The 24,989-nt window shown below is 71.5% G+C and carries 25 protein-coding genes; 13 read left to right on the forward strand and 12 right to left on the reverse strand.

The genetic code is table 11. The features are described from left to right. Position 1 precedes the first annotated feature (1 nt). Genes HNR57_RS35380 through HNR57_RS35390 form a run of 3 tightly spaced genes read left to right on the forward strand, consistent with a single transcriptional unit; the run spans position 2 to position 2,330 of the window. A complete protein-coding gene (locus HNR57_RS35380) occupies positions 2-457 on the forward strand; it encodes a Zn-ribbon domain-containing OB-fold protein (protein ID WP_184566786.1) in 456 nt (151 codons plus the stop codon). Then, the gene (locus HNR57_RS35385) at positions 454-1,608 is read left to right on the forward strand and encodes a thiolase family protein (RefSeq protein ID WP_184566788.1); all 1,155 of its coding nucleotides are present in this window, start codon (positions 454-456) and stop codon (positions 1,606-1,608) included. Before HNR57_RS35380 ends, HNR57_RS35385 begins: the two co-directional genes overlap by 4 nt. Positions 1,609-1,625: 17 nt before the next feature. Further along, positions 1,626-2,330, forward strand: coding sequence for an SDR family NAD(P)-dependent oxidoreductase (locus HNR57_RS35390; RefSeq protein ID WP_184566790.1), 705 nt, complete (start codon positions 1,626-1,628; stop codon positions 2,328-2,330). Positions 2,331-2,336: 6 nt separating this feature from the next. On the opposite strand, the gene HNR57_RS35395 is transcribed toward HNR57_RS35390, so the two are convergent. Beyond that, positions 2,337-2,990 (reverse strand): TetR/AcrR family transcriptional regulator, encoded by a 654-nt coding sequence (locus HNR57_RS35395; protein ID WP_246555284.1) that lies wholly within the window; start codon positions 2,988-2,990, stop codon positions 2,337-2,339. 143 nt (positions 2,991-3,133) lie between these two features. On the opposite strand from HNR57_RS35395, the gene HNR57_RS35400 reads away from it, so the two are divergent. Beyond that, on the forward strand, positions 3,134-3,739 hold the full coding sequence (locus HNR57_RS35400) for a TetR/AcrR family transcriptional regulator (RefSeq protein ID WP_184566795.1): 606 nt from the start codon (positions 3,134-3,136) through the stop codon (positions 3,737-3,739). Positions 3,740-3,756: 17 nt separating this feature from the next. On the opposite strand, the gene HNR57_RS35405 is transcribed toward HNR57_RS35400, so the two are convergent. From HNR57_RS35405 to HNR57_RS35420, 4 genes are all read right to left on the reverse strand, one after another. Continuing rightward, complete coding sequence (locus HNR57_RS35405) at positions 3,757-5,145, reverse strand: dihydrolipoamide acetyltransferase family protein (protein ID WP_184566797.1); 1,389 nt, start codon at positions 5,143-5,145, stop codon at positions 3,757-3,759. Positions 5,146-5,150: 5 nt separating this feature from the next. Beyond that, on the reverse strand, positions 5,151-6,176 hold the full coding sequence (locus HNR57_RS35410; RefSeq protein ID WP_184566799.1) for an alpha-ketoacid dehydrogenase subunit beta: 1,026 nt from the start codon (positions 6,174-6,176) through the stop codon (positions 5,151-5,153). A 5-nt stretch (positions 6,177-6,181) separates the two neighbouring features. Further along, on the reverse strand, positions 6,182-7,186 hold the full coding sequence (locus HNR57_RS35415; protein WP_246555286.1) for a thiamine pyrophosphate-dependent dehydrogenase E1 component subunit alpha: 1,005 nt from the start codon (positions 7,184-7,186) through the stop codon (positions 6,182-6,184). Positions 7,187-7,282: 96 nt separating this feature from the next. Continuing rightward, positions 7,283-7,738, reverse strand: coding sequence for a VOC family protein (locus HNR57_RS35420; RefSeq protein ID WP_246555288.1), 456 nt, complete (start codon positions 7,736-7,738; stop codon positions 7,283-7,285). A gap of 155 nt (positions 7,739-7,893) precedes the next feature. On the opposite strand from HNR57_RS35420, the gene HNR57_RS35425 reads away from it, so the two are divergent. The 4 genes from HNR57_RS35425 (at position 7,894) to HNR57_RS35440 (ending at position 12,197) form a co-directional block, all read left to right on the forward strand. After that, entirely contained in the window at positions 7,894-9,201 is a 1,308-nt protein-coding gene (locus HNR57_RS35425) for an aromatic ring-hydroxylating oxygenase subunit alpha (RefSeq protein WP_184566803.1), read from the forward strand. A 29-nt stretch (positions 9,202-9,230) separates the two neighbouring features. Beyond that, entirely contained in the window at positions 9,231-10,022 is a 792-nt protein-coding gene (locus tag HNR57_RS35430; protein WP_184566805.1) for an SDR family NAD(P)-dependent oxidoreductase, read from the forward strand. 52 nt (positions 10,023-10,074) lie between these two features. Then, positions 10,075-11,811 carry a PEP-utilizing enzyme gene (locus tag HNR57_RS35435; protein WP_184566807.1) on the forward strand — a complete coding sequence of 579 codons (1,737 nt, stop codon included), beginning with the start codon at positions 10,075-10,077 and terminating at the stop codon, positions 11,809-11,811. Between the two features lie 71 nt (positions 11,812-11,882). Beyond that, on the forward strand, positions 11,883-12,197 hold the full coding sequence (locus HNR57_RS35440) for a putative quinol monooxygenase (protein ID WP_184566809.1): 315 nt from the start codon (positions 11,883-11,885) through the stop codon (positions 12,195-12,197). Here HNR57_RS35440 and HNR57_RS35445 read toward each other — a convergent pair. Genes HNR57_RS35445 through HNR57_RS35460 form a run of 4 tightly spaced genes read right to left on the reverse strand, consistent with a single transcriptional unit; the run spans position 12,180 to position 15,166 of the window. Then, positions 12,180-13,220: an NADP-dependent oxidoreductase gene (locus tag HNR57_RS35445; RefSeq protein WP_313675687.1), complete on the reverse strand. Its 1,041-nt coding sequence runs from the start codon at positions 13,218-13,220 to the stop codon at positions 12,180-12,182. The two genes, HNR57_RS35440 and HNR57_RS35445, sit on opposite strands and share 18 nt — an antisense overlap. 5 nt (positions 13,221-13,225) lie before the next feature. After that, positions 13,226-13,441 carry a transposase gene (locus HNR57_RS35450; protein ID WP_184566813.1) on the reverse strand — a complete coding sequence of 72 codons (216 nt, stop codon included), beginning with the start codon at positions 13,439-13,441 and terminating at the stop codon, positions 13,226-13,228. A gap of 7 nt (positions 13,442-13,448) precedes the next feature. Beyond that, the gene (locus HNR57_RS35455; RefSeq protein ID WP_313675690.1) at positions 13,449-13,775 is read right to left on the reverse strand and encodes a 2Fe-2S iron-sulfur cluster-binding protein; all 327 of its coding nucleotides are present in this window, start codon (positions 13,773-13,775) and stop codon (positions 13,449-13,451) included. Further along, positions 13,760-15,166 (reverse strand): aromatic ring-hydroxylating oxygenase subunit alpha, encoded by a 1,407-nt coding sequence (locus HNR57_RS35460; RefSeq protein WP_246555289.1) that lies wholly within the window; start codon positions 15,164-15,166, stop codon positions 13,760-13,762. Before HNR57_RS35460 ends, HNR57_RS35455 begins: the two co-directional genes overlap by 16 nt. A 370-nt stretch (positions 15,167-15,536) precedes the next feature. Here HNR57_RS35460 and HNR57_RS35465 point away from each other — a divergent pair, with 370 nt between their 5' ends. Genes HNR57_RS35465 through HNR57_RS35480 form a run of 4 tightly spaced genes read left to right on the forward strand, consistent with a single transcriptional unit; the run spans position 15,537 to position 20,355 of the window. Continuing rightward, a complete protein-coding gene (locus tag HNR57_RS35465) occupies positions 15,537-16,679 on the forward strand; it encodes a sugar ABC transporter substrate-binding protein (protein WP_184566819.1) in 1,143 nt (380 codons plus the stop codon). Next, positions 16,664-18,187 (forward strand): sugar ABC transporter ATP-binding protein, encoded by a 1,524-nt coding sequence (locus tag HNR57_RS35470; RefSeq protein WP_184566821.1) that lies wholly within the window; start codon positions 16,664-16,666, stop codon positions 18,185-18,187. The genes HNR57_RS35465 and HNR57_RS35470 overlap by 16 nt, the downstream gene beginning before the upstream one ends. 27 nt (positions 18,188-18,214) lie before the next feature. Further along, entirely contained in the window at positions 18,215-19,309 is a 1,095-nt protein-coding gene (locus HNR57_RS35475; protein WP_184566823.1) for an ABC transporter permease, read from the forward strand. Positions 19,310-19,311: 2 nt separating this feature from the next. Further along, on the forward strand, positions 19,312-20,355 hold the full coding sequence (locus HNR57_RS35480) for an NAD(P)-dependent alcohol dehydrogenase (protein ID WP_184566886.1): 1,044 nt from the start codon (positions 19,312-19,314) through the stop codon (positions 20,353-20,355). 38 nt (positions 20,356-20,393) lie between these two features. Here the strand turns inward: HNR57_RS35480 and HNR57_RS35485 are convergent, their stop codons facing one another. The 3 genes from HNR57_RS35485 to HNR57_RS35495 are packed head-to-tail and all read right to left on the reverse strand — an operon-like array spanning position 20,394 to position 23,241. Further along, positions 20,394-21,191, reverse strand: a complete 798-nt coding sequence (locus HNR57_RS35485) for a ThuA domain-containing protein (protein ID WP_184566825.1) — start codon at positions 21,189-21,191, stop codon at positions 20,394-20,396. A gap of 3 nt (positions 21,192-21,194) precedes the next feature. Beyond that, positions 21,195-21,959 (reverse strand): SDR family NAD(P)-dependent oxidoreductase, encoded by a 765-nt coding sequence (locus tag HNR57_RS35490; protein ID WP_184566827.1) that lies wholly within the window; start codon positions 21,957-21,959, stop codon positions 21,195-21,197. A gap of 40 nt (positions 21,960-21,999) precedes the next feature. Then, positions 22,000-23,241, reverse strand: a complete 1,242-nt coding sequence (locus tag HNR57_RS35495; RefSeq protein WP_184566829.1) for an acyl-CoA dehydrogenase family protein — start codon at positions 23,239-23,241, stop codon at positions 22,000-22,002. Between the two features lie 194 nt (positions 23,242-23,435). Here HNR57_RS35495 and HNR57_RS35500 point away from each other — a divergent pair, with 194 nt between their 5' ends. Beyond that, complete coding sequence (locus HNR57_RS35500) at positions 23,436-24,974, forward strand: AMP-binding protein (RefSeq protein WP_184566831.1); 1,539 nt, start codon at positions 23,436-23,438, stop codon at positions 24,972-24,974. Positions 24,975-24,989 lie beyond the last annotated feature (15 nt).

The following is a 24,989-nucleotide window of genomic DNA, read 5'->3' on the forward strand; positions in this document are numbered from 1 at the left end:
CATGACCAGCAGACTCATCGACGAGTCCCTGTTCGACGGGGAGTCCGGCCGGGGGGACGGCGAGAGGCCCGGCGCCGGCGATCCACCGCGTCTCGTGGGCGCCCGCTGCTCCGCGTGCGGCACCGTCGTCTTCCCCCGGCAGGACTCCTGCCCCAGGTGTGCGGACGGCGCGATGTCCGTGCGGGTGCTGCCGGCGAGCGGGCGGGTGTGGTCGTGGACGCTCCAGGCGTTCCCGCCGAAGCCGCCGTACCGGACGCCGCCCGGCGGCCACCGCGCCTACCACGTGGGCTATGTGGACCTCGGTGAGGTACTGGTCGAGGCCCGGCTGGCGGTGCCCCGCGCGGAGATCCGGATCGGTCTGCCGGTTCGGCTCACCACCGTGACGGCGTACCAGGACGAGGACGGGACCGAGGTGCTGACCTTCGCGTTCGCACCGGACCGGGACGGCGGACGATGAGACGAACCGACGACGTCTATGTCGTGGGCTGCGGGATGCATCCCTTCGGCCGCGACGAGAGCGTCACCGGAATGGACATGGCCGAGCGCGCGGTACGCGGGGCGCTGGCCGACGCCGGTGTCGCCTGGGAGGACGTCGGCTACGCCTCCGGCGGCTCGGACGTGTCCGGCAAGCCCGACACCCTGGTGGGCCGGCTGGGCCTGACCGGAGTGCCGTTCGTCAACGTGCAGAACGGCTGCGCGACCGGAGCCTCCACCGTGCTCACGGTGGCCAACGCGCTGCGCGCGGGCGAGGCCTCCATAGGACTGGCCGTGGGGTTCGACAAGCACGAGCGGGGCGCGTTCCACGTCTCCGCGTCCCGCTACGGCCTGGGCGACTGGTACGCCGAGACCGGCATGATGCTCACCACCCAGTTCTTCGCCCTCAAGACCCGGCGCTACCTGTACGAACACGGGATCTCGGAGCGGGCGCTGGCGATGGTCGCGGTGCGGGCCTTCCGCAACGGCTCGAACCACCCCCTGGCGTGGCGGCGCAAGCCGCTGACGGAGCAGGAGGTCCTGGACTCCGCCGAGGTCAGTCCCCCGCTCACCCAGTACATGTTCTGCTCGCCCGGGCAGGGCGCGGCGGCGCTGGTGCTGGCGCTCGGCGACCGCGCGTTCGACTTGTGCGAACGGCCGGTCAGACTCGCGTCGCTGGCGTTGCGGACCCGGCGGTTCGGTTCGTTCGAGGTGTTCTCGCCCTGGCTGCCGCCAGGGCCGCACCGCAGCCCCAGCGTGGACGCCGCGGAGGCCGTCTTCCGCACGGCGGGGCTGCGTCCCGCGGACGTACAGGTGGCCCAGTTGCAGGACACCGACAGCGGCTCCGAGCTGATCCACCTGGCGGAGACCGGGCTGTGCGGCCACGGCGAGCAGGAGGAACTGCTGGCCTGCGGGGACACCGATCCCGCCGGCCGGATACCGGTCAACACCGACGGCGGCTGTCTGGCCGGCGGGGAGCCCGTCGGCGCCTCGGGCCTGCGGCAGTTCCACGAGGTCGTACGGCAACTGCAGGGCCGGGCGCCGGGTGTGCAGGTGCCCGGCGCTCCCCGGGTGGGCTTCACCCATGTCTACGGGGCGCCCGGGATCAGCGCCTGCTCGGTCCTCACGGTGTGAAAGGGGCGGACACCGCCATGCGCCACGGCAGCAGAACCGCACTCGTCACGGGCGGGGCACGGGGAATCGGGCTGGAGATCGGCCGGCAGCTCGCGGACCGGGGGCTGCGGGTCCTGGTCGGGGCGCGAAGACCGGAGGCCGCCGAGGAGGCGTGCCGCGCCATCGGCCCGGCGGCAGTGCCGCTGTCCCTGGACGTGACCTCGGCCGGGAGCGTCACCGAAGCGGTCCGGGAAGCACGGGAGCTGACCGGTGGGATCGACGTGCTGGTGAACAACGCCGGGGTGTCGCTGGACGGGGATCTGCGGCCCCCTCACGTCGACGAGGACATCTTGCACACGACACTGGACACCAACTTCACCGGCGCCTGGCGGGTGGCGCAGGCCGTCGTCCCGGGCATGGTGGAAGCCGGCTACGGACGGGTCGTGAACGTCACCAGCTCGTACGGTTCACTGGCACTGATGGACTCCGGCCGGCATCCCGCCTACCGGATCTCCAAGACGGCGCTCAACGCCCTGACCCGCATGCTCGCGGCCGAACTGGCCGGCACGGGCGTCCTGGTCAACGCCGCCGACCCCGGCTGGACCCGCAGCGGCATGGGCGGCCCCTCCGCCCCGCGCGGTCCACGGGAAGGAGCGGACACCCCGGTCTGGCTCGCGACCCTTCCCGATGGCGACGGGACGACCGGCGGGCTGTTCGCCGACCGCAGGCCACTGCCCTGGTGAACCGCCTCAGGTCGGTGACGTGGCCGGTCCCTGCTCGGTCGCGACGATGCGCAGCGCCAGCTCCCGGACCGCTTGCAGCACGGAGCGGGAGGGCAGCTGGGACAGCGGCCCTCCTTCCGCCCGCAGCGCGGTGACGAGCATGGTCGTACTGATCAGCGTGCGGACCGCGAGCGCCTGTGCCCCATGCCGTACCTTCGCCGCCCGGGCGCTGCGGGTCGTGCCCTCGGGCAGATAGTCGTAGCCGCGCTGGACGTGCCGCTGCTCGAACTCGTCCCGCAGCACCTTGACGCTGCCGTTCGCGGAGGCGACCTGGACCTGGTACAGGCGGGCCTCGTCCGGGTTCCGTTCCACCCAGTCCCACACGGCGTCGATGACGCGGATCAGCCCCTCCGCATCACCCGGCTCGGACTCCGGACGGGCTGCCTCCACGACCGCGTTCAACTGGTCGAAGACGCGGCGCATGGCGAGTTCGAGCAGTTCCTCCTTGCCGTCGAAGTGGTAGTAGACGGCCGTGGGCACCACCTGGGCCTCGTCCGCGATGTCCTGGATGCTGGTCTCGGCGAACCCGTTGCGGCCGAACACACGTACGGCGGCGGTGATGATGTGCTGCCGCCGCGAGGGTCGGTGGGCGGGCTGCTTGCCGTTCTTCGTGCTGGCCATCATGCTCCCTGCCGGCTGCCGTGACCCCGCGTCCGTGGGCCTTGTGTACTGACCATGCTATCCAGTAACTCGAACCGTCCGCCGGAGTAATTCCTGTTGCGCGTGGGTCTACGGGATGCTCGGCGCCCGGCATACTTGACATCATGACGACCTCCGGAAGCCGCGCCGCTCACCGTCCGTCGCGCAAGCAGTGGGTGATCGAAGCAGCCACCGAGCTGTTCGCGACCCAGCCGCCGGACGAGGTGACGGTGGCCGACATCGCCGCTCGGGCGGAGATGACGTCGGCAGCGGTGTACTACCACTTCTCCTCCAAGGACCAGGTCCTGGCTGAGGGGATGCGTGCGTTCGCCACCGCACTGCGCGAGCAGCTGCAGGCGCTCACGGAGGCCCACGAACCCGGCACGGACGTCGGTGCGGCGGTCACCTCGCTGCTGTCCTGGCTGGGCGAACACCGTTCCGCCGCCACCGTGTTCTTCGTGTCGTCGGCCGGCATGAGCCAGGAGGCCGAGGCCTTGCGCCAGGAGAGCCGTACGGAGTTGCTGGCCGAGCTGGTGCGGCTGATCCACAAGGCCCGCGCATCCGTCTCCGACGCCGAGGCGGCGGTGATCGGCCTGGGCCTGCTGGCGCTGCTGGAGACCGCGGCGATCTCGCAGGTCCGGGGCGACGACGTGTACCGGTCGCTGGGACACCGTTCCTTCGTCCGCGAGGTCGGCGCTCTCGCGGAGCGGATCGCCGACCCGGCCGGCTGAGGGCCTGCCGGGGCGGATCACACCAGCAGCCGGAGGGGCCTGCGCAGCAACTCAGCGACGGTGCAAAGGTATTCGGCGGCGGGTGCCCCGTCGACGGCGCGGTGGTCGAAGGTGAGGCTCAGGGTGAGGACCCGCGTCCGCAGCGGCCGGTCGTCCACCCACTCGACGCCGTCCCTGAGCCGGCCCACCCCGAGGATCGCCACATTGCCGGGGTTGATCACCGGGGTGAAGAAGTCGACGCCGTATCCGCCGAGCGAGGTGACGGTGAAGGTGGCCCCTTCCAACTGCGCCGGAGAGATCCGCCCCTCGCGCGCGGCCTGGGCCAGGGCCCGGGACCGGCGGGCGATCTCGGACAACGACAGCTCCACAGCATCCTCGATCACGGGAACCATGAGGCCGCCCGGGACGGCCACCGCGAAGCCCAGGTGGATGCCGTCGAGCAGGTGGACGCCGTCCTCCCGCACCGTCGCGTTGAGCAGTGGGTGCTCGCGCAGGGCCAGGGCCGCGGCCTTCAGCAGGAAGTCGTTGAGACTGGGCACCGGCAGATCGCTGTCGGCCCACTCCTCCTTGAGCCGCTCCCGCAGTGACACGACGGCGTCCATCCGCACCTCGTACCCGTGCGTCAGCTGCGCCATCTCCTGGAGGCTGGCGTGCATCCTGCGGGCGATGGTGCCGCGCATCCCGGTGAGCGGGAGGACGTCGCCGGGCCGGGGGGCCGTGTCCCGGCGAACGGGCGCCGCGGTGACGGCGTCGAGGTCGGACCGGCGGACCCGGCCGCCCGGACCGGTGCCGTTCACCGCGGAGAGGTCGATACCCCGCTCCCTGGCCAGCTTGCGGACCAGCGGCGAGGAGGGGAGGCCGCCCGCCGGGACCGGCGCACCGGGAGCGCCGAGGTCGCCGGGGACGGCCAGGAGGAAGTCCTCCACGTCCTCGGAGACGATCCGGCCGCCCGGTCCCGTGCCGCGGACGGCGGTGAGGTCGACGTCGGCGGCGGCGGCGACCCGCCGGGCGTTCGGTGAAGACAGAAGCCGGTCAGCGGTGCCGTTGACGGAGGATGCCGCGGGAGCAGCGTCGGCGTCGGTGCCGTCGAGGGCGGGCGGAGAGTCGCTGCCCGCGCTGGTCCCGGACCCGGCGGGCATCGGCGCACCTGCCGGGTCCGGTGGCTGCTCACCCTCGGCCAGCAGCCAGCCGATGAGGGCGCCGGCAGGGACGGTGGACCCCGCCGGGACCACCGGGTGGAACAGTCCCCCGGCCTCCGCCTCGACGTCCACGTCGACCTTGTCGGTCGCCAGCCTCAGCAGCGCGTCGCCCTCCGCGACGGCCGCGCCGACCGGCACGAGCCATTCGTCGATCGTGCCTTCCTGCATGGTCAGACCGATCTTCGGCAGCAGAACCTCGACCGCCATGCCGGTCACGACCTTTCGAGCAGGCGCCGGCAGCCCTGGGCGATGCGGGCGCGATCGGGGACGTACGCCTTCTCCAGGACCGGCGAGAACGGCACCGGGGAGAAGGGAGCGCCGATGCGCAGGACCGGCGCGTCCAGGTAGTCGAAGACGGAGTCCTGGATCTGGGCGGCGATCTCCGCGCCGAGCCCGCCGAAGGTGACGGCCTCGTGCACCACGAGCACCCGGTTGGTGCGGCGGACGGAGGCGAACATCGTCTCGGTGTCCAGGGGCTGCACCGTGCGGGGGTCGATCACCTCGATCTGCACACCCTCGGCCGCGAGTTCGTCGGCCGCCGCGAGGGCCTCGCCCACCATGCGGCCCAGGGCGATCACGGTGACGTCGGAACCGTGCCGTGCGGTGTGCGCCTGGCCCAGCGGGATGCCGTAGATCTCCTGGGGCACCTCGCCGGTGCTGCCGAGCAGGACCTTGTTGAGCATGATGACGACCGGGTTGTCGTCCCGGATGGCCGAGACGGTCAGGCCCTTGGCGGTGTACGCGTCGCAGGGCATCACCACCTTGAGGCCGGGCACGTGGGCCAGCCAGGCCTCCAGGCTCTGGCTGTGCTGGGCGGCGGCACCGAGGCCGGCTCCGGAGGCGGTGGTGATGGTGAGCGGCACGGACAGGGCGCCGCCGAACATGTACTTCATCTTCGCCGCCTGGTTGACGATCTGGTCGAGGCAGACACCGATGAAGTCCATGAACATCAGGTCGACGACGGGTCGCAGGCCCCGGGCGGCGGCTCCCACGCCGAGGCCGACCAGAGCGGCTTCGGAGATCGGGGTGTCGATCATGCGACGCGGACCGAACTCGTCGAGCAGGTGGTCGAACATGCGGAAGACGCCGCCGTATCCGGCCACGTCCTCGCCGGCGACGAAGACGTTCTCGTCCTCGCGCATGGCCTGGGCGAGTCCCTCGTTGAAGGCCTTGACGTAGGACAGTTTGCGGGAGTCGGCGACCGGGGGGACGGCCGGCGCTTCGGTGGTGGTGGTCATGGCGGTCATCCCGAGTAGACGTTGAGCAGCAGGTCGGCGGGGTCGGGCAGCGGGCTCGCCTCGGCGTACGCGATGGCCTCGGCGATCTCGTCGCGCGTGCGCTGCCATACGTCGTCCAGCTCCGCACGGGTCGCGGTGCCGTCGGCGACGGCCCGGGCCTCGATCAGGTCGATGGGGTCACGGGCCTTCCACTCGGCGACCTCCGCGTCGGAGCGGTAGGGGTGCCGAAGGCCCTTGACGCCCTGGTGGTCGAAGTAGCGGTAGGTCTTGGCCTCGATCATCATCGGGCCCGCGCCGGCCCGGGCCCGTGCGACGGCTTCGGCGGCGGCCCGGTGGACGGCGACCGCGTCCATGCCGTCGACGATCACGCTGGGCATGCCGTAGGCGGCGGCCCGGTCGGCGACGTCGGTGAGCAGCATGTGCCCGGACTGCGGGGTGAACTCGGCGTAGCCGTTGTTCTCGCAGACGAAGACCACGGGCAGGCCGAGGATCGCGGCCATGTTGGCACCCTCGTGCCAGGCGCCGATGTTGGTGGCGCCGTCGCCGAAGAAGGTCACGGCGACGCTGTCCTCGCCCTTGTACCGGGCGGCGAAGGCCGCGCCCACGGCGATCGGGACACCGGCCCCGACGATGCCGTTGGCTCCGAGCATGCCGCGCGCGAGGTCGTTGATGTGCATGCTCCCGCCGCGGCCGAGGCAGGCGCCGGTGACCCGGCCGTACAGCTCGGCGTACATCTCGCGGAAGCCGACGCCCTTGGCCACGGCGTGCCCGTGGCCGCGGTGGGTGGAGGTGATCTGGTCGTCGTCGCGCAGGGCCGCCATAACGCCGGCGGCGACGGCTTCCTGGCCGACGTAGAGGTGCAGGAAGCCGGGCAGTTTGCCGGCCTCCATGAGCTTTCCCGCCTCGGTCTCGAACAGCCGGATACGCACCATGCGTTCGTGCAGATCCTTGATGACCTGCGTGCTGACCTGCGCGGATTTCTTCGACGCCGTTGACGCTCGTTGAGCCATCGTCCGCCCCTTCGTCCGAGGGAGGTTGCCGAGCCATCGGACTTACTTGTGCCGGTCTACAGTAACCAGCTGAGGGCACCTTACTGAACAGCGTCTCTAATTACTATGCCCCGGATCCGGGGCACCGGCCCGCGCGTCCACCAACTCCACGACATTGCCCTCCGGATCGGCCCAGAAGCTGATCCGCCGGCCGTGCGCCCGGACGACAACCGGGTCCGACAGGGACCGGGCGCCCGCGGCCGGCAGTGCCGCCACCACGGGGTCCATGTCGTCGAGGTGGAAGGTGAGATACGACAGCCCCGGGCGCCCGGCCGGCGAGGCCGCCACGCGGGCCGCCACCCGGCCCGACCGGGGAAGGATCAACTTGACGCACCCCCCGGCGGGCACCTTCAGCCAGACGACCACCAGCTCACCTCCGAGCCCGGCCGGGCCGCCGACCGACTCCGGAACGCGCGAGCGGCGCTCGGTTCGGCAGCCGAGCACGTCGCAGTAGAAGCGCTCCATCAGCTCCAGGTCCCGCACCACCACGCCCACCTCGAACGGCAGGGTCATGACCATCACGCCCACCCCCACGGGACAGCGAGCGGCAACTTCGCCACTTTCTATTGACAGGCCACACTAAGTCCTGTTCTCGTTTCGGTCACAGCCCAGCTGTCGCATTCCGAAGCCGGTCACCGGCTCGCGGCTGGGAGGATTGTGAGGACATCGTGGTCCAGATCAGTTCGCCGGAGATGCGGGAGACGGACGCCGGGCCGAGGTCGTCGATCCCAGCCCCCTCGGCCCCCTCGGCCCCCTCGGCCCCCGAATACTCGTCGTGGATCAGCCAGGACCGGTCCACCGACGCCGCGGCCCTGGCGATGCGGCGGGAGGCCGCCGAACTCGTCGAGCGTGTGATGGCGCACTACCGCGACAAGACGACGCACGAGGCGGACGGGCAGTGGACGGAACCGGTCGCCCACTACCTCGACGCCGACCGCTGGCGGCGCGAGACGGACGCCGTCCACCGCAGCGTCCCCTTGCCGCTCGCCATGTCCTGCGAGCTTCCGGGGCCGAACACCTACAAGGCGATCGACGTGCTCGGCATCCCCGTGCTGATCACCCGTGACCGGCAGGGCGCCGTGCACGCGATGATCAACGCCTGCCGGCACCGGGGGGCCAAGCTCCTCGAACCCGGCTGCGGTGTGTCGAAGCGGCTCACCTGCCCGTACCACTCCTGGTCGTACGACCTCGCCGGAGAGCTGCGGGGCGTGTACGCCGAGAAGACCTTCGGCGAGGTGCCGCGCGAGGGCCGCAGCCTCGTCCGCCTTCCGGCCGGTGAGCGCGCGGGGATCGTCTTCGTCTCGCTGGACCCGGCGGCCGAGCCCGACCTGGACGGCTGGCTGGGCGACCTGCAGCCCCTGCTGGAGGGCCTCCGGCTGGCGGAGTGCCACCACTACGCCACCAGCGAGCTGACCAGTCCCAACTGGAAGGTCACCCTCGACGGGTATCTGGAGACGTACCACTTCGCCTCCCTGCACCCGAAGACGGTGTTCGAGACGAACCTCTCGAACATGATGGCCCACGACACGTGGGGCCCTCACCAGCGCATCGCACCGGCCCTGCGCCCCATCGCGCGGGCGGTCGAACTGCCGCCGGACCAGCGTGACCCCGGGGACTGCGTCGGGCCGATCTACTGGCTCTTCCCCGGCCTCGCGATCGCCGGCGGCTGGCGCCAGAAGATCGCCGTCTCCCTGGTACTCCCCCGTACGGCGACCGAGTCGGTGACCCAGCAGATCATCCTGCTGCGGGAACCGGCGGTCACCGAGGAGGAACGCCAGGCCGCCGACCGGTTCGGCGAGTGGTTCCACGAGGTGGTCCGCGACGAGGACTACGCGACCACCTACGGGGTCCAGCAGGGCCTGGAGGCCCTCGACGGGACCGACTTCGTCTTCGGACGCAACGAGCCCGGACTCCAGCACTTCCACCGCACCATTCACCAGCACCTGGACACGAGCGCCCCCAGAGCCGCCAGGTGAGCAACCAACAACACTCGCGGGAGAACACCATGGTGGCTACGGGCAGCCTCGACGGACGTGTCGCGGTGATCACGGGCAGCACACGCAGCATCGGCCGCGCCATCGCCGAGGCCTTCCTGGCCGACGGCGCCACGGTCGTCGTCAGCGGCCGCAGCGAGATCAAGGGCAAGCAGGCCCTGGAGGAGATGGACGCCGGGGACCGGGCCGTCTTCCACCCCTGCGACGCCAACAGCCAGGAGGACATCGAGGCCCTCGCCGACTTCGCCGCCGAGCGCTTCGGCAGACTCGACATCTGGGTGAACAACGTCGGCGGCAGCTCCGGCTTCGCCCCGATCCACCAGCTCAGCGACGAGGCGTGGCACGACGCCCTCAACCTGAACGTCAACGGCTACTTCTACGGCACCCGCCGGGCGCTGCCCAAGATGCTGGAAGGCGGCTGGGGCCGCATCATCAACATCTCGTCGGTCGAGGGCAAGCAGGCCAACAAGCCCGCGATCAGCCACTACATCACCAACAAGCACGCCATCCACGGCCTGACCAAGGCCACCGCCTTCGAGTACGGCACCCAGGGCATCACCTGCAACGCCATCTGCCCCGGCGCCGTCGACACCGACCTGATGCGGGCCGCGGGTCCCGCCGCGGCGGAGGCCGAGGGCATCTCGTACGAGGAGTGGCTGGGCCGGTTCGCCGAGCACGCCGCCACCAAGAAGATCACCACCGTCGAACAGGTCGCGGCAGTCGCCTCGCTGCTCGCGAGCGAGGCCGGGGCGGGCATCACCGGCACACTGATCAGCGTCGACGGCGGTACGGCGCAGTGGTAGGCGAGGGACGGGCAGGGGCAGGCGCGGGTACGGACAGCGGGAGACCTCGGTCATGAAGAGCTGGATCACGGACTGGCAGCGCAGTGAGCGGCTGCCGCACTACACCCGCGCCAACGCGGGCGAGACCCTGCCGGAACCCGCCAGCCCGCTGGGCTGGACCCTGGTCTGGGGGCGGGGCCTCCAAGGCTGGCGCAAGGGCTTCGTCGGGTTCGGCATCTACCGCGACGAGGAGGTGGCCGGACCCCGGCCGCCGTTCGTCGGCATGTTCGGCGGCCACTTCTACCTCAACCTGTCCCACATGCGGCTGTTCGGCATCCGCATGGGCCAGACCGCGGACCAGATCGACGCGGCCTTCGTCGGACAGCGCTCCGACACGCCGGCGTACGTGGCGCACCCGGACGACCAGGACGAGGAGCTGACCGCCAAGGCGGGCGCGACGCTCCAGCGGATGCTCGGCCAGACCACCTTCCCGGAGGCCGACGCCGACCGGGAACGGCTGCGCGACCTGCGCCGCTCGCGCCCCGACCTGACACGGCTGTCCGACGCCGAACTGGTGGCGCACGCACGGTCGTTGCTGGACGAGGTGGAGATCACCTTCCAGCGGCACGTCGAGTCGTCGCTGCCCGCGTCCGTGGGACCGGCGATCCTCGGCCCGCTGTGCGCGAGCGTGGACCGCCCCGGCGCCATGCTCGACCTCATCGGCGGTCTCGGCGACGTCGACTCGGCCTCCCCCTCGACCGGGCTGTGGACCCTGTCCCGGCAGGTGGCGGCCTCGGCCGAGCTGAGCGCGCTGTTCGACCAGGGCCCGGCCGCGGTGGAGCAGGCGCTCGACGCCGCGACCGGCGACGTGAAGGCGTTCCGTGACTCCTTCGAGGAGTTCCTCGCGGAGTCCGGTGACCGCGGCCCCAATGAGTGGGACATCCACGCGCTGTCCTGGGAGGCGGCGCCCGTCCAGGCGCTGGCCCTGGTGGACCGGATCCGGCACAGTTCCGACGACGACTCCCCGGCCGCCCGCCGCAAGCGGCTGACCGAGGGGCGCGAGCGGACGGCGCGGGAAATCCGGGCCGCGCTGCCCGAGGACGCGCAGCCCATGTTCGACGCCGGGATGCACGCCTCCCAGGTGTGGATCCCGGCCCGCGAGCGCACCAAGGCGAACTGCGTCACCGTCGTCAACGAGATCCGCATGGCCGTACGGGAGCTCGGCCGCCGGGGCGTCGAGGCGGGGCTCTTCGCCCGGCCCGAGGACGTGATGATGCTGCTGGACACCGAACTCGACGACTACCTCACCGCCCCGGAGTCCTTCGGCCCCGTCGTCGCGCGGCGGCTCGAGGAGTACGCGAGCTTGCACGAGCTGGAGCCGCCGTTCTTCGTCGCCGACGACGCGCAGACCGAGATCGACACCTGGCCGCGCCGAGCCGAGGAACGGACCGAGGCGGCCGTCGAGGGCGATGTGCTCGGCGGTGTGGGCGGCAGCCACGGCACGTACACCGGCAGGGTGCGGGTGGTCACCGACCCGGCCTCGTGCGAGGCGCTGGAGCCCGGCGAGGTGCTGGTCGCGCCGATCACGGACGCGGCCTGGACCCCGCTGTTCCTGGTCGCGGGAGCTGCCGTCGTTGACGTCGGCGCGCTCAACAGCCACGCCGTGGTGGTCTGCCGTGAGCTGGGCATTCCGGCCGTGATCTCCGTCGAGGGCGGGACGCGGCGGCTGCGGGACGGCATGGTGATCACGGTCGACGGCGACCGGGGCACGGTCACCGTGGACAGTGTGGCGACCGCGCTCGGAGTCTGACAGACGCGTGGGCCCGCCGCCCCGCTGACGGGGCGGCGGGCCCACGGCCATGATCTCGGAGGGAACACGCCATGGCAGAGGAAATCATCGTCGCGGGCTGGATGGACTACGAGCCCGGCGATCGCGACAGCGTGCTGGAACAGCTGGTCGTGCTGGGGGCCCGGACCCGTGAGGAGGAACCGGGCTGCCTGGACTACGCGATGACCGCGGACCCGGGCGACGGACGGCGTATCCGTGTGTACGAGCGGTGGGCCTCGCAGCGAGACCTCGACGAGCATTTCGCCACGCCGCACATCAAGGAGTTCCGGGCGGCCGTGGCCGGGCTGACGCGGGTCGGGGTCTCCTTGCGGTCCCACACCGTGGCCTCGTCACGAGCCATGCGCTGACTCTCCCAACCGGACCAGCATCTTGCCGACGTTGCCGCCGCCCAGCAGGGACAGCAGTGCCCCCGCGGCGTTCTCCAGGCCGTCCGCCACCGTCTCGCGTGCGGTGAGCCGGCCCTCGGCGAGCCAGCCCGCGACCCGCTGTTCGAACTCGGGACGCAGGTCTTCGTGGTCGCGGACGATGAACCCGCACAACGTCAGTCGCTTGAGGACCGCCTGGATCAACTGGTTGATGTCCGCGGTTCGCCGGTCGCCGCCGAACTGCGACATCATGCCGCACAGGGCGACCCGGCCACCGGGGCGCAGTGCGTGCAGCGCGGCGGCGAGCTGTTCACCGCCGACGTTGTCGAAGTACACGTCGATGCCGTCGGGTACCAGTCGCGCCAGCGCGTCGCGCACCGGCTCGGCACGGTAGTCCGCGGCCGCGTCGTAGCCGAACTCCTTCACCAGCAGGGCGCACTTGTCCGGCCCTCCGGCGGTCCCGATGACGCGGTCCGCGCCCAGCAGACGGGCGAACTGGCCGGCGGCGGTGCCGACGGCGCCGGCCGCCGCCGACACGAAGACGGTGTCGCCCGGACGCAGTCGCGCGATACGGGTCAGGCCGACGTAGGCGGTGAAACCGGTCTGGCCGAGCAGGCCCAACCAGGTGGGCAGCGGCGCGAGTTCCGGGTCGATGCGGCCGGCGCCGTCGACGGCCGCCGCGTCGAGCACCGCCCGCTCCCGCCAGCCGAGCTGATGGCGTACGTACGTGCCCGACGGCACCGAGGCGTGGCGGCTCTCCTCCACGACACCGAGGGCGCGGCCGTCGAGCGGCGAGCCCGGGGTGAAGTTGTGCGTGTAGTGCTTCTCGGTGCTCTCCAGGCGCCCGCGCATGGACGGGTCGACGCTCATGTAGAGGTTGCGGACGAGCAACTGCCCCACCTCCAGGGGCGGCAGCGGGCGTTCCTCGACGGCGAAGTCACCGGGGAGTGGTTCTCCGTCGGGTCGGCGCACCAGGCAGACCACGCGGGTGGTGCGGGGCGTCACGGGGGTCACTCCTCCGGCTGCCGGGGGGCGCGCCGCTGGGCGAGGCGGCCTACCCAGCCGGCCATCTGGAGGTCGGCGTGGCGCAGTTCGCCCGACTGCCACCGGGCCTGGAAGTCGAAGATGCCCTGCACCCCCGTCCTGGGATCGGTCACCTCGACCAGTCCGTCCTCGGTGAGCCGGTACACGTGCCCGGTCAGGGGGTGGATCACTTGCTTGGACATGGGGGCCTCACTCCTGCACTGGGCGGCGCACGCCGCGCTTGGTCACGGTGACCGGGCCCTCGACCCGGAGCCGGCAGGCGAGCCGGGTCAGGCCGTCCACCGGTCTGCGCAGGGCCTCGATGCCCTCGCGCTCCAGCGAGCCCACGGGGGAACAGTTCTCGGTGCCCTCCTCGACCTGGACGAAGCAGGTACGGCAGGTTCCCTTGCCGCCGCAGACGGTGGGCCAGCGGTAGCCGAGCCGCCGGGCGGCGGTGAACAGGTCCTCGCCGTCGAGGACTTCGAGCTCGACGCCCAGGGGTCTGACCGCCACCCGGTGGGTCACTTGTCCATCCACTGGTCGAGCGTCCGGTTGAAGTGGCGGATGCGGCTCTCCTGGTAGTTGGCGAGCGTGATGCCCGGCTTGCGCATCGCCTTCAGGCCCTGCTGGACGTAGGGCAGGTTCTCGCAGTCCTGGTCGAAGACGGGGCCCAGCACACCGAGTTCGGGGATGTCGGCGAAGAGCATGTCCTCCGGCACCCAGCGGATCTTCACCGGGGGCGGCATCTCGCCGGGTTTCTTCGGGGACGACATGAAGATGATCTCGGCGGTGCAGGAGTCGGGGTCGAGGCCGTTGGGCCGGAACCGGTAGATGATGTTCGACTTGGCGCCGCCCCAGGGGTTGAAATTGGGGAACAGCAAGTAGTTGATGGCGTCCAGCAGCTCGGTGTCGGGGGTCTGTGAGAAGTCCTGGTGCGAGGTGGCCGCCAGTTGCTCGCGCATCCGCGCGGCGAGGACCTGGCGGGCGGTGCCGCCGGGCGGGATCGCCGGCAGTTCGTCGCCCTCCTGCATCACCAGGTCACGGCCCTGTGCTGCGGCGTAGAACGAACGCGAGTCGTAGAAGGTCTCCAGGACGTCCTCCTCCGTGACGGAGTCCGCCACGTGCGGGCTGGGCGCGCCCTGGATATTGATCATCCGGTTCCAGTTCGGCTGGTCCGCCATGACGTCGTACTGCGAGTTGGCGTCGGCGAGCCACGGCAGCATCTGCGGGTGCGTGGCGATCACATGGAAGGACTCGATGAACGCGTCCTGTGCGATCTTCCAGTTGCAGGGCAGCACCTTGCCGATGTGCAGCGACTTGTAGCGGTTCTCCAGCGGCCAGATGTAGTAGTCGTCGAAGGTGCCGCGGTAGCTGTCGAAGGACTCGGCGTAGGGGTCCATGTTGATGAAGACGAAGCCCCGCCAGGTGGCCACCTGCGCCTCGGGGAGGGCGAACTTCTCCGGGGTGATGTGCGGGAAGTCCCAGGCACAGGGCGGGGTCTGCATCGTGCCGTCGAGGTTCCAGGCGAAGCCGTGGAACGAGCAGCGGAACTCGCTGACGTTGCCGCCGCCGGTGCGCAGCTTGCGCCCGCGGTGCAGGCAGACGTTGACGAAGGCGCGGATCTCGTCGGGAGCCGTGCGGACGACGATGAGGGAGTCGTCGCCGACCTCGTAGACCTCGTGGTCGCCGGTCTCGGGGATCTCGCTCTCCAGGCAGGCGAACTGCCAGACGCGCCGCCAGACCTGCCGCATCTCGCGTTCGGCCCACTCCCGGGAGGTGAAGCGGGCGGTGTCGATGTCCTCGCTGCCGAGGTAGTCGTTGCGCTCGTACCTCAGGGCGGGTGGGACGGGGCGGCTGTCCTGGTCGAGGTAGTCCTGGACGCTGGGCCCGGGGCACCGCGCCGTGGCCGGCTCCGACGATTCGTCCATCATCTCTCCTCCGGCAGAAACTTTAGAGTGAGTGTAGTTACCGGTTGCGGCCGGGAGCAACAGTCACGCCGATGAACGACCTCCACAGCGACCGAGATCGCCAGGAAATTGACGGCATACCTGGAATTTCTTGCGGCGGACCTCTCCCCAAGGCCGCTGGGGCATGTCACACTCCGACCCACTTGAGGCTGTAGTGCCTCATAAGTTTCTCCGTTCCGGGACGGCATGTGCCCGCCCCGGCCCCAGCGCCGCGGCGTTCTCGCCCCGGGGCACCCCAGAATCGATCCGCCTGAACGGAGCCGACCGCCGCGGACGCGGAAGCGACGCGAGTCGCGGCAGCGCAGGCGTCACACCACGGGAGCACTCAACGATGAGTTCCAGACCCCGTCGCGCGGTCCACCGCGCCCTGACCTCGATCCTCCCCGTCACCGCCCTGCTCGCCCTGGCGGCGTGCGGCACCGGCGCCACTCCGGCCGCCGACTCGACGCAGGCGGGGGCGCCCGGCTCCCCCGGCCTGGCGGCGGCCCGCGCGGCCCTGGCGAAGTACTCCGAGCGCCCGGCCACGATCTCCGTGACCGAGCCCGTCGGCAAGGCGATCCCCAAGGGCAAGAAGATCGACTTCATCCTCTGCGGCGTCCAGTCCTGCAAGGACCTCGCCGACTTCTTCACCGAGGCCGCGAAGGAACTCGGCTGGCAGGTGAAGCAGATCGCCACCCAGGGCACCCCGGAGTCCGTCCAGGCCGCCTACGAGCAGGCCGTACGGGACAAGCCGGACGCCGTCGTCGCCTCCGGTTTCCCCCGTGCCGTCTACGCGAAGCAGCTGGCACAGCTGAAGGCGGCCGGCATCCCCGTCGTCCAGTCGAACGCCGACGACGTGACGGGCGACGGCATCTCCCTGCTGAAGAACGGACCGAAGGACGTCGGCATCCAGGGCGAGATGCTCGCCTCGTGGGTGGTGTCGAACAGCGGCGCCAAGGCGAACACCGTCTACTTCGATCTGCCGGCCTACACGATCCTCAAGCCCGTCAGGGACTCCTTCGCGTCCAAGTACGAGGAATGGTGCACCGGTTGCGCGCTGGACAACGTCGACGTGCCGATCACCGCGGTGGGCAAGGACATGCCGGACCGCGTGGTGTCGTACCTCCGGTCGCACCCGAAGGTGACCCATGTCGTCTTCTCCCTGGGCCTGCTCAACGTGGGTGTGCCGGCCGCGCTGAAGACCGCCGGGATCACCGGCAAGCACATCGTCGTCAACGTCGGTGACGCGCAGAACTACCAGTACATCCAGAGCGGTCTCACCGACGGCGCGATGGCGCTGAACTCCCACGAGACGGCCTGGCTCCAGGCCGACGCGCTGGCCCGGCACTTCACGGGCCAGTCCATGGCCGTGGGTCAGAAGGCTGCGCTGCCCAACATGCTCGTCACCAAGGACAACCTGCCCTCGGCAGACGGCGACTTCCCGATCGTCGAGGACTACCGGAAGCAGTTCAAGGCGCTGTGGGGGCTGAATTGACCGGGCCGGTGCTGCGGGTGGCCGCCCTGTCGAAGAGATTCGGCGGCACCCAGGCACTCAAGGATGTCGATCTGGAGGTCTCGCCCGGCGAGATCCACGCCCTGATCGGGCCCAACGGCTCCGGCAAGTCCACCCTCATCAAGATCCTCGCCGGCTACCACCACGCGGAGCCCGGCGCCGTGGCCGAACTCGACGGCGAGCCCTTCGACCTCGGCCAGGTCACGGCCTCCCGGCACGACCGGCTCCGCTTCGTCCACCAGGAGCTGGGGCTGGTGGGCGAGTTGAGCGCCATCGACAACCTCGCGCTCCGTCAGGGCTTCGTCCGCACGGCCTTCGGCAACATCCGCTGGCCGGAGATGGAGAGGCGCACGAGTGCCCTCGTCGAACGGTTTGGCCTCGGCATCGACGTACGCCGCCCCCTGGCGACGGCGACCCCCGTCCAGCGCACGGTGGTGGCCATCGCCGCCGCGCTACAGGGCTGGGAGGGCCGCCGCGGGGTCCTGGTGCTCGACGAGCCCACCGCCGTACTCCCGCCCGGCGAGGTGGCCCGCCTCTTCGACATCGTGCGGGAGGTCCGCGACGCCGGCGCCGGCGTGCTGTACGTCTCGCACCGGATGGACGAGATCTTCGTGCTCGCCGACCGGGTCACCGTGATCCGCGGCGGACGCCGGATCGCCACCCGCCCGGTCGCCGAGCTCACTCCGCGCACGCTGGCGGAGCTGATGGCGGGCGAGGAGATGGAGACCGGCCACCGCCCGGCGCCCCCGTCCGCCCTCACCGGCCCCCTGCTGGAGGTCCGTGGGCTGTCGGCCGGGCCCCTGCGGGGAGTCGGCTTCGACCTGGCCAGAGGAGAGCGCCTGGGCATCACGGGTCTCGTCGGCTCCGGCCACGAGATCGTGCCGTACGCGGTGTGCGGGGCCCATGCCGGGCGGGTGAGCGGCAGGCTGCGGCTGCCGGAACGCTCCCAACGGTGGACCCAGGCGCGTGACGCCGGCGACCTCGGCCTCCCCCTGGTCCCGGCGGACCGGCCGGGCGAGGGAGTGATCGGCGACTTCTCGGTCGGCGAGAACCTCACCCTGCCGCTCCTGGACCGGCTGCGCTCCCGCTCCGGGCGGCTGCGCCGACGCCGCGAGTCCGCCCTGGCGGAGGACTGGATCCGGCGGGTCGGGGTGCGTACGGCGGGGCCCGGAGCGAGGATCACCACCTTGAGCGGCGGCAACCAGCAGAAGGTCGTCATGGCCCGCTGTCTGGCACAGCGCCCGCCGGTGCTGGCGCTGTGCGAACCCACGGCGGGCGTGGACATCGCCACCCGCCTTCAGCTGTACGACCTGATAGAGCGTCAGGCCGACGAGGGCATGGGAGTCATCGTGTCCTCCTCCGACACCCAGGACCTGCTCGCGCTGTGCACCCGCGTCCTGGTGGTGCGGGACGGCCGTGTCGCACGGGAGATCAGCGGCCGGGACATCACCGAGCCGGCGCTCGTGCACGCCATGGAAGGAACCGAGTGACATGAGCCCTGGAAGGAACCGAGTGACATGACGTCCACCCCGACCCGGGCGGCGGGGCTCCCGCCGTCCGCACCGGAGAGATCCGCGGTGTCCGTACCGGGGAGACCGGGCCGCCGGGCGGCGGCCGCCCTGTCGTTCCGGAACATCGGCGCCGTGTACGTGTGGCTGGTCATCGCCGTCCTCTTCACCGTCTGGGCGCCGGACACGTTCCCCACGACGACGACGGTCAAGCAGGTACTGAACGGCAACGCCGTGGCAGGCCTGGTCGCACTCAGCGTCGTACCACCGCTGGCCGCCCGCGTCTTCGACCTCTCCATCGCCTTCACCATGTCGCTGACCAGTGTGCTGACCGCCCACTTCATGGTCTCCGCCGGGCTCGGACCGGGCACGGCCATCGTTCTGGCGATGACCGCCGCGCTGCTGGTCGGGGTCGTCAACGGCATCGTGGTGGTGGTCCTGCGCGTCGACTCGTTCATCGCCACCCTGGCCACCGGCGCGCTGATCCAGTCGCTGATCACCATGGTCACCAATGACAGCTCGATCACCGGTGTGCAGCTGCTCGCCGAGCCGTTCGCGAGCATCGCCCAGCTGGACGCCGGCGGCATCACCCTGCCGGTGCTGTATCTGCTGCTCGCCGCGATCGCCATCTGGTTCCTGCTGGAACACACCGCCACCGGACGCCGGTTGTACGCGACCGGATTCAACGCCGACGCGGCCCGGCTGCAGGGGGTGCGTACCGACCGGCTGCGCTTTCTGACCCTGGTGGCCTCCGCGCTGCTGTCCGGTTTCGCCGGTGTCGTCTTCACGGCCTCGGTCGGCTCCGGATCGCCGACCGCGGGCACCCCGTACCTGCTGTCTGCCTACGCCGCAGCGTTCGTCGGAGCGACCCAGCTGCGCGCGGGCCGTTTCAACGCCTGGGGGACGGTCCTCGCGGTCCTCCTGCTCGGCACCGGCATCACCGGGCTCGGGCTCGCCACCAGCGCGCAGTGGGCCGCGAGCCTGTTCACCGGCTCGGTCCTCATCGTGGCGCTGGTCCTCACGGGGGGCCGGATCGCCCTGCCCGCCGTGCTGCGCCGCCGGGCGAGAACCCTGCGGGACCCGGCCACCAGCAAGGAGATCTGATGATGAAGGCACTTCAGTACCGGCGGGTGGGGCGCGCCCCCGAGGTCGTGGAGATCCCGAAACCCGAACCCGGCCCGGGCCAGGTGCTGGTGAAGGTGACGGCGGCGGGGCTCTGCCACTCCGATCTGGCCGTGATGGGCTGGCCCGAGGACCAGTTCCCGTACGCGTTGCCGATGACACTCGGTCACGAGGGCGTCGGCACAGTCGCGGCGCTGGGGGCCGGTGTCACCGGCGTCTCGGAGGGCGAGGCGGTGGCGGTGTACGGCCCGTGGGGCTGCGGGGGCTGTCACTCGTGCGCCGAGGGCAAGGAGAACTGCTGTCCGCACGCCGCCGGGCTCGGCATCCTGCCGCCGGGGCTGGGCTCACCCGGTGCCCTGGCGGAGTACGTGCTGGTGGACTCGCCCCGGCATCTGGTGCCGCTGCACGGACTCGACCCCCTTCAGGCTGCACCCCTCACGGACGCTGGGCTGACCCCGTATCACGCGATCCGCAGATCGCTTCCGAAGCTGCTGCCCGGCAGCACGGCGGTGGTGATCGGCGTCGGCGGTCTCGGCCACCTCGCCGTGCAGCTGCTGCGCGCGCTGTCCCCGGCCCGGGTCGTCGCCCTGGACGTGAGCAAGGAGAAGCTGGGACTGGCAGCCGAGATGGGCGCGCACGAGACGCTGCTCTCCGACGGCGAGGCGGCGGCACGGATCCGGGAACTCACCGGCGGTACGGGCGCGGAGGTCGTCCTGGACTTCGTCGGAGCCGGGACGACCCTGGCCGTCGCCGCCGCTTCGGTGGCGGTGGCGGGTGATGTCACCGTCGTCGGCCTCGGCGGGGGCACGCTGGCCGTCGGCTTCGGGGGCGGTCTGCCGTTCGAGGTGTCGGCCTGCTTCCCCTACTGGGGCAGCCGGACGGAGCTCATGGAGGTCCTCGAACTGGCGCGGCAGGGTCACGTGTCCTGTCACGTCGAGATCTTCACGCTGGAACAGGCGCCCGAGGCGTACGAGCGCCTGCACGCCGGGGAGATCAACGGCCGTGCGGTGGTGCTGCCGCACGCCTGAGCTGCGACCCCTGGGAGGGGCCGGCGCCCGAGCCCCGCTCAGGTGCCGGCCCGCTCCTGCGCCGGGCTGCGCACGTCGGCCACTCGCTCCACACAGCGCCGGAGCACCGTCAGGAACTCCGGTGTCTGCCAGGGCCCCATGTCCACGCGCCCGGTGTCGTCCACGCCGAGGTCCTGCAGGTCGTAGCGGCCCCGGCAGTGGCCGAGGGTGAAGTAGCAGACCTCGCCGAGGCCGTGCCGCTTGAGGTACAGCACTGGTCGGGGCGCGTCGTCGAGGGCCGCTGTGTCGCCCTCGGCGAAACCGCGGCACGGCCCGGTGTACTCGGCGTGCAGCAGCACCTCCGGCTCGCCGTGCAGCTCGCACACGTACAGCTCGTCGGTGACCGTGAACGGCCCGATCCCGGCGACCAGCGGATGGTCGGGCCGGGTCACCAGCACCTCGTACGGCTCGATCGGCGGGTGGGCCAGGAACTGGCTGCCGAGCACCTCCGCCAGTTCCCCGAGGAGCCGTGGAGTCGTGAACACCCGCGGCCCGCCACTCGTCGACGGCTCGATCACGGAGTTGGTGCCGTGCAGGGCGAGCCAGCGCCCGCCCCGCTCGACGAACCGTGCCAGCGCGGCCTGTTGCGCCGGGCTGGGCCGCACGTCACAGGTGTAGGTGACCAGCAGGTCGGCCTGGTCGAGTGCGGCCAGGCAGTCGTAGTCCTGGTACACCGTGGTGCGTACCCGCGGATGCTCACCGAGCAGTTCCAGCAGCCGCAGCCGCGCTTGGTCGAAGTCGTGCCAGCGGCCGCCGCAGACCAGTACGGCGTCCAGGCGGCCGGCCGGGCCCGCCACGGCTCAGTACTGGACGCGGGTGAGCAGCCCGCCGTCCACCACGAGGTTGACCCCGACGCAGAAGGAGCCGGTCCGCCCGAGCAGGAAGGCCACCGCCGCGGCCACGTCCTCGGCGGTGCCGTAGCGGCCGATCGGCAGCTTGGCGAGGACCTCCTCGTACACCTCCGGGCGGCTGGTGCGGATGGTCTCCCAGGCGCCGCCGGGGAAGTCGACCGGTCCGGGTGAGACGGTGTTGACGCGGATGCCCTTCGGCGCGAGGGAGTGCGCGAGGGCCGAGGCGTGCTGGACGACGGCCGCCTTGAGCGCGGAGTAGGAGTTCGCTCCGGCCGGGCGCGCGGTGTCGGAGGCGTTGGTGGTGCCGATGACCACGACGGCTGCCCGGTCGGAGGCCTCCAGGTGCGGCAGAGCCGCCTCGACGAGCCCCGCGAACGGGATGAGGTCTCCGCGCAGGCTGGCTTCCCACGACTCGGGGCCCTTCACGTTGCCCGCCGACACATTGGACACCAGCAGGTCCAGGCCGCCGAGTTCCCCGGCCGCCCGCTGAACGAAGCCCGCGAGTGCCGTCGGGTCGGTGACGTCGACCGGTTCCGCGAACACCGTGGCCCCCTCGCCGCGCAGTTCGGCGGCGGCCTTGGCGAGTCCTTCCTCGCCCCGGGCGCACAGGGCCAGTGCGCAGCCCTCGGCCGCGAGTGTCGCGGCGATCGCCCGGCCGATGCCCCGGCTCGCGCCGGTCACCAGCGCCTTCGCGCCTGTCAGTCCCAGTTCCATGGATGTCACTCCTTTGTGATTGCCGAAACCGTCACGGTGCTCAGTTGCCGGGGAGCTGCGAGAACGGCGCCCGGTCCGTCCGGGGCTCCGGCGGCAGCTTCAGCACCCGTTCGCCGATCAGGTTGCGCTGGATCTGGTCGGTGCCTCCGGCCAGCCGGTAGCCCGGGGCGCCGAGCAGGTGCTGGGTCCAGGCGAAGGTGCCCGGTTCCCCGGTGTCGGCGCTGATGCGCGCCCCCATGAGCTCGGCGGCGACCTGTCCCGTGCGGGTGAGCAGGTCGGAGGCCATGAGCTTGGTCAATGACGCCTCGGGACCGGGCCGGCCGCCGGCGGCGCTCGTCCTGGCGACGCGGTCCACGGTGGCCGCGCGCAGGGCGGCACGTACGTACAGGTCGGCGAGACGCTGGCGGACCAGCGGGTCCGAGGTGCGGCCGAGGGAGCGGGCGAGCGCGACGACGTCCGGGAAGGTGCCGCCCTTGCGACGGTTGCCGCTGCCCGAGGCGGTGCGTTCGAAGGCGAGGGTGGTGGTGGCGACCTCCCAGCCCTGGCCCGGTCGCCCGATCCGGAGCCGGTCCGGGACGCGTACGCCGCTCAGGAACACCTCGTTGAAGGAGGCGCCGCCGCTCATCTGCCGGATGGGGCGCACCTCCACGCCCGGGGCGTCCATCGGGACCAGGAAGGCGGTGATGCCGGCCTGTTTGACGACGTCCGGGTCGGTGCGGGCGAGCAGCAGACCGTAGTCGGCGAACTGGGCGCCCGAGGTCCACACCTTCTGACCGTCGATCACCCACTCGCCCCTGTCGGCCTGCCGGGCGCGGGTGCGCAGGGCGGCGAGGTCGGACCCGGCACCGGGCTCGCTGAAGAGCTGACAGGCCAGCAGGTCGGTGCGCAGGAACGCGCGGGCGTGGTCGTGGAGTTGTTCAGCCGTTCCGAACAGGGAGACGGCCATGGCGACCAGGCGCACGGTGACGCTGATCAGCTCGGTGGCGGGCGGCACCTCGAAGGCGGACTCCTCCTCGGCGAAGACGGCCACGTGGGCGGCGGTCAGGCCCGCGCCGCCCTTGTCCGCGGGGAGGGTCAGCGCCTGGTACCCGGCGTCGAAGCGGGCCCGCTGGTAGGCGCGGCAGCGTTCCAGCAGCAGGCGTTCCTCGTCCTCGGCGAGGTTGTGGAACACGGCGAGGTCGGCGGCCTCTCCGGCGGACTCCGGCCCCCGCGCCGGTTCGAGCACGGTGGCCAGCCATTGCCGTACCTGCGTGCGCCATGCGTCCGGGTCGGGCTGGGACATGGCTCCTCCTCGTGCACTTACCAGACGGGAGATTCAGTAACGGGGATGCGATGCGCACCTGCCCGGCCACTGAAACATGCGGGAATGAGTCCGCTCGGGATCAGAGTGTTCCGTACTTTCTTGATAAACGCTACAGTCCCAGCATCTCCTCTCCCCTCGCATCGGGAGAGGCCCCAGGAGCCGCCGGAGGAGCCATGTCGCTGCTGCCACTCGACCGTCGCGCCCAGGAGACACCCGACGAGCCCGCACTGGCGGACGACCTGGGCGTGCTGTCCTGGTCCGCTCTCGCCGACCAGGTGGCGCGGGCGGCGGCACGGCTGCTGGAGCTCGCGCCCGGGCCCGACGACCGGGTCGCCGTCCTCGGTGACAACGCCATCCCGACGCTGGTGGCCCATCTGGCCGGCCTGCGGGCCGGGGTCGGGACCGTGGCCACGTCCCGGAACCTCACGTCGGGGGAAGTCGTCGACCAGGTCATCGACGCGCGCGTGACCGCGATCATCGCCGGTCCCGCCGGGGCAGGGGCCGCCCTGGACGCGGCCCGGGAACTGGGCCTGCCGCTGGTGACGCACGGAACCCCGGCGATGGGCCACGCCTTCGACTGGGACCTGTGGCTGGCGGCCGCACCTGCCGGGCGCACCGTCCCGACGGACCGGCCCGCCCGGCCGCCCCTCGTCTACACCTCGGGGACCACGGGACGGGCGCGGGGCACCGAGGTGCGCTGGGTGAGCGGCCCGGTCGCCGACAGCGCCGCCTACCTCGCCGCGATGTCCGCCCGGCCCGGATTCCCGCCGGGACCGCACCTGGTGTGCGGCCCGCTCCAGCACAACGCGCCGCTGACCTCGCTGCGGCACCTGGCGGCCGGTCAGCCGGTGGTGGTGCTCGGCAGATACGACGCGGAGACGTTCCTCAGCCGGGTGCAGAGGTGGCGGGTCTCCTCGACGGTGATGGTGCCCACCCACTTCCAGCGGCTGCTCGCCCTCCCGGAAGAGATCCGCGCCCGGTACGACGTCTCCAGCCTGCGCCAGGTCTCCCACACCGGTTCCGCCTGTCCGCCGGACGTGAAGCGCGCCATGATCGAGTGGTTCGGTCCGGTGCTGACCGAGTCGTACGGCGCCAGCGAAGCGGGGACCGTGGCCCGCATCAGCAGCGCCGAGTGGCTGGCGCACCCCGGCTCGGTCGGGCGGGCCCGGGCCCCCTTCGAGGTCCTGGTCACCGATGACGACGGCCGGCGACTGCCGCCCGGCGAACAGGGGCTGCTGGCCTTCCGGGCGCCGGAGGAGCAGGGCGTCCGCTACCACGCGGACCCGGACAAGACCAGGTCCGCCTATCTCTCCCCCGGCGTCTTCACGCTCGGCGACATCGGCTACGTCGACGCGGACGGCTATATCTTCATCACCGACCGGGCCGCGGACGTGGTGGTCTCGGGGGGCGTGAACCTGTATCCGGCCGAGAGCGAGGCGGTTCTGCGGCTGCACCCGGCGGTCGCCGAGGTAGCGGTCATCGGCGTGCCCGACCCGGACTTCGGCGAGTCACTGCGGGCGCTGGTCGTGGTGGCGGAGCGCGAGCCGCCGGCCGATGAGCTGGACCGGTTCTGCCGCGAGCGCCTCGCCGGCCACAAGTGCCCCAAGTCGTACGAGTACGTCCCCGAACTCCCGCGCAACGCCATGGGCAAGCTCGACAAGCGCGCGATGCGCCGCCCGTACTGGCGCTCCGAACGGACCATCGCCGGCTGAGCCGGGCTCACCCAC

The sequence above is a fragment of the Streptomyces paradoxus genome, from assembly GCF_014202475.1.
GTDB lineage: Bacteria > Actinomycetota > Actinomycetes > Streptomycetales > Streptomycetaceae > Streptomyces > Streptomyces paradoxus.

Excerpts from the sequence above, each read along its gene's own strand:
- HNR57_RS35380 (WP_184566786.1), top strand. The coding sequence starts at position 2 with ATGACCAGCAGACTCATCGACGAGTCCCTGTTCGACGGGGAGTCCGGC.
- HNR57_RS35385 (WP_184566788.1), top strand. The coding sequence starts at position 454 with ATGAGACGAACCGACGACGTCTATGTCGTGGGCTGCGGGATGCATCCC.
- HNR57_RS35390 (WP_184566790.1), top strand. The coding sequence starts at position 1,626 with ATGCGCCACGGCAGCAGAACCGCACTCGTCACGGGCGGGGCACGGGGA.
- HNR57_RS35395 (WP_246555284.1), bottom strand. The coding sequence starts at position 2,990 with ATGGCCAGCACGAAGAACGGCAAGCAGCCCGCCCACCGACCCTCGCGG.
- HNR57_RS35400 (WP_184566795.1), top strand. The coding sequence starts at position 3,134 with ATGACGACCTCCGGAAGCCGCGCCGCTCACCGTCCGTCGCGCAAGCAG.
- HNR57_RS35405 (WP_184566797.1), bottom strand. The coding sequence starts at position 5,145 with ATGGCGGTCGAGGTTCTGCTGCCGAAGATCGGTCTGACCATGCAGGAA.
- HNR57_RS35410 (WP_184566799.1), bottom strand. The coding sequence starts at position 6,176 with ATGACCACCACCACCGAAGCGCCGGCCGTCCCCCCGGTCGCCGACTCC.
- HNR57_RS35415 (WP_246555286.1), bottom strand. The coding sequence starts at position 7,186 with ATGGCTCAACGAGCGTCAACGGCGTCGAAGAAATCCGCGCAGGTCAGC.
- HNR57_RS35420 (WP_246555288.1), bottom strand. The coding sequence starts at position 7,738 with ATGACCCTGCCGTTCGAGGTGGGCGTGGTGGTGCGGGACCTGGAGCTG.
- HNR57_RS35430 (WP_184566805.1), top strand. The coding sequence starts at position 9,231 with ATGGTGGCTACGGGCAGCCTCGACGGACGTGTCGCGGTGATCACGGGC.
- HNR57_RS35435 (WP_184566807.1), top strand. The coding sequence starts at position 10,075 with ATGAAGAGCTGGATCACGGACTGGCAGCGCAGTGAGCGGCTGCCGCAC.
- HNR57_RS35440 (WP_184566809.1), top strand. The coding sequence starts at position 11,883 with ATGGCAGAGGAAATCATCGTCGCGGGCTGGATGGACTACGAGCCCGGC.
- HNR57_RS35450 (WP_184566813.1), bottom strand. The coding sequence starts at position 13,441 with ATGTCCAAGCAAGTGATCCACCCCCTGACCGGGCACGTGTACCGGCTC.
- HNR57_RS35460 (WP_246555289.1), bottom strand. The coding sequence starts at position 15,166 with ATGGACGAATCGTCGGAGCCGGCCACGGCGCGGTGCCCCGGGCCCAGC.
- HNR57_RS35465 (WP_184566819.1), top strand. The coding sequence starts at position 15,537 with ATGAGTTCCAGACCCCGTCGCGCGGTCCACCGCGCCCTGACCTCGATC.
- HNR57_RS35475 (WP_184566823.1), top strand. The coding sequence starts at position 18,215 with ATGACGTCCACCCCGACCCGGGCGGCGGGGCTCCCGCCGTCCGCACCG.
- HNR57_RS35480 (WP_184566886.1), top strand. The coding sequence starts at position 19,312 with ATGAAGGCACTTCAGTACCGGCGGGTGGGGCGCGCCCCCGAGGTCGTG.
- HNR57_RS35490 (WP_184566827.1), bottom strand. The coding sequence starts at position 21,959 with ATGGAACTGGGACTGACAGGCGCGAAGGCGCTGGTGACCGGCGCGAGC.
- HNR57_RS35495 (WP_184566829.1), bottom strand. The coding sequence starts at position 23,241 with ATGTCCCAGCCCGACCCGGACGCATGGCGCACGCAGGTACGGCAATGG.
- HNR57_RS35500 (WP_184566831.1), top strand. The coding sequence starts at position 23,436 with ATGTCGCTGCTGCCACTCGACCGTCGCGCCCAGGAGACACCCGACGAG.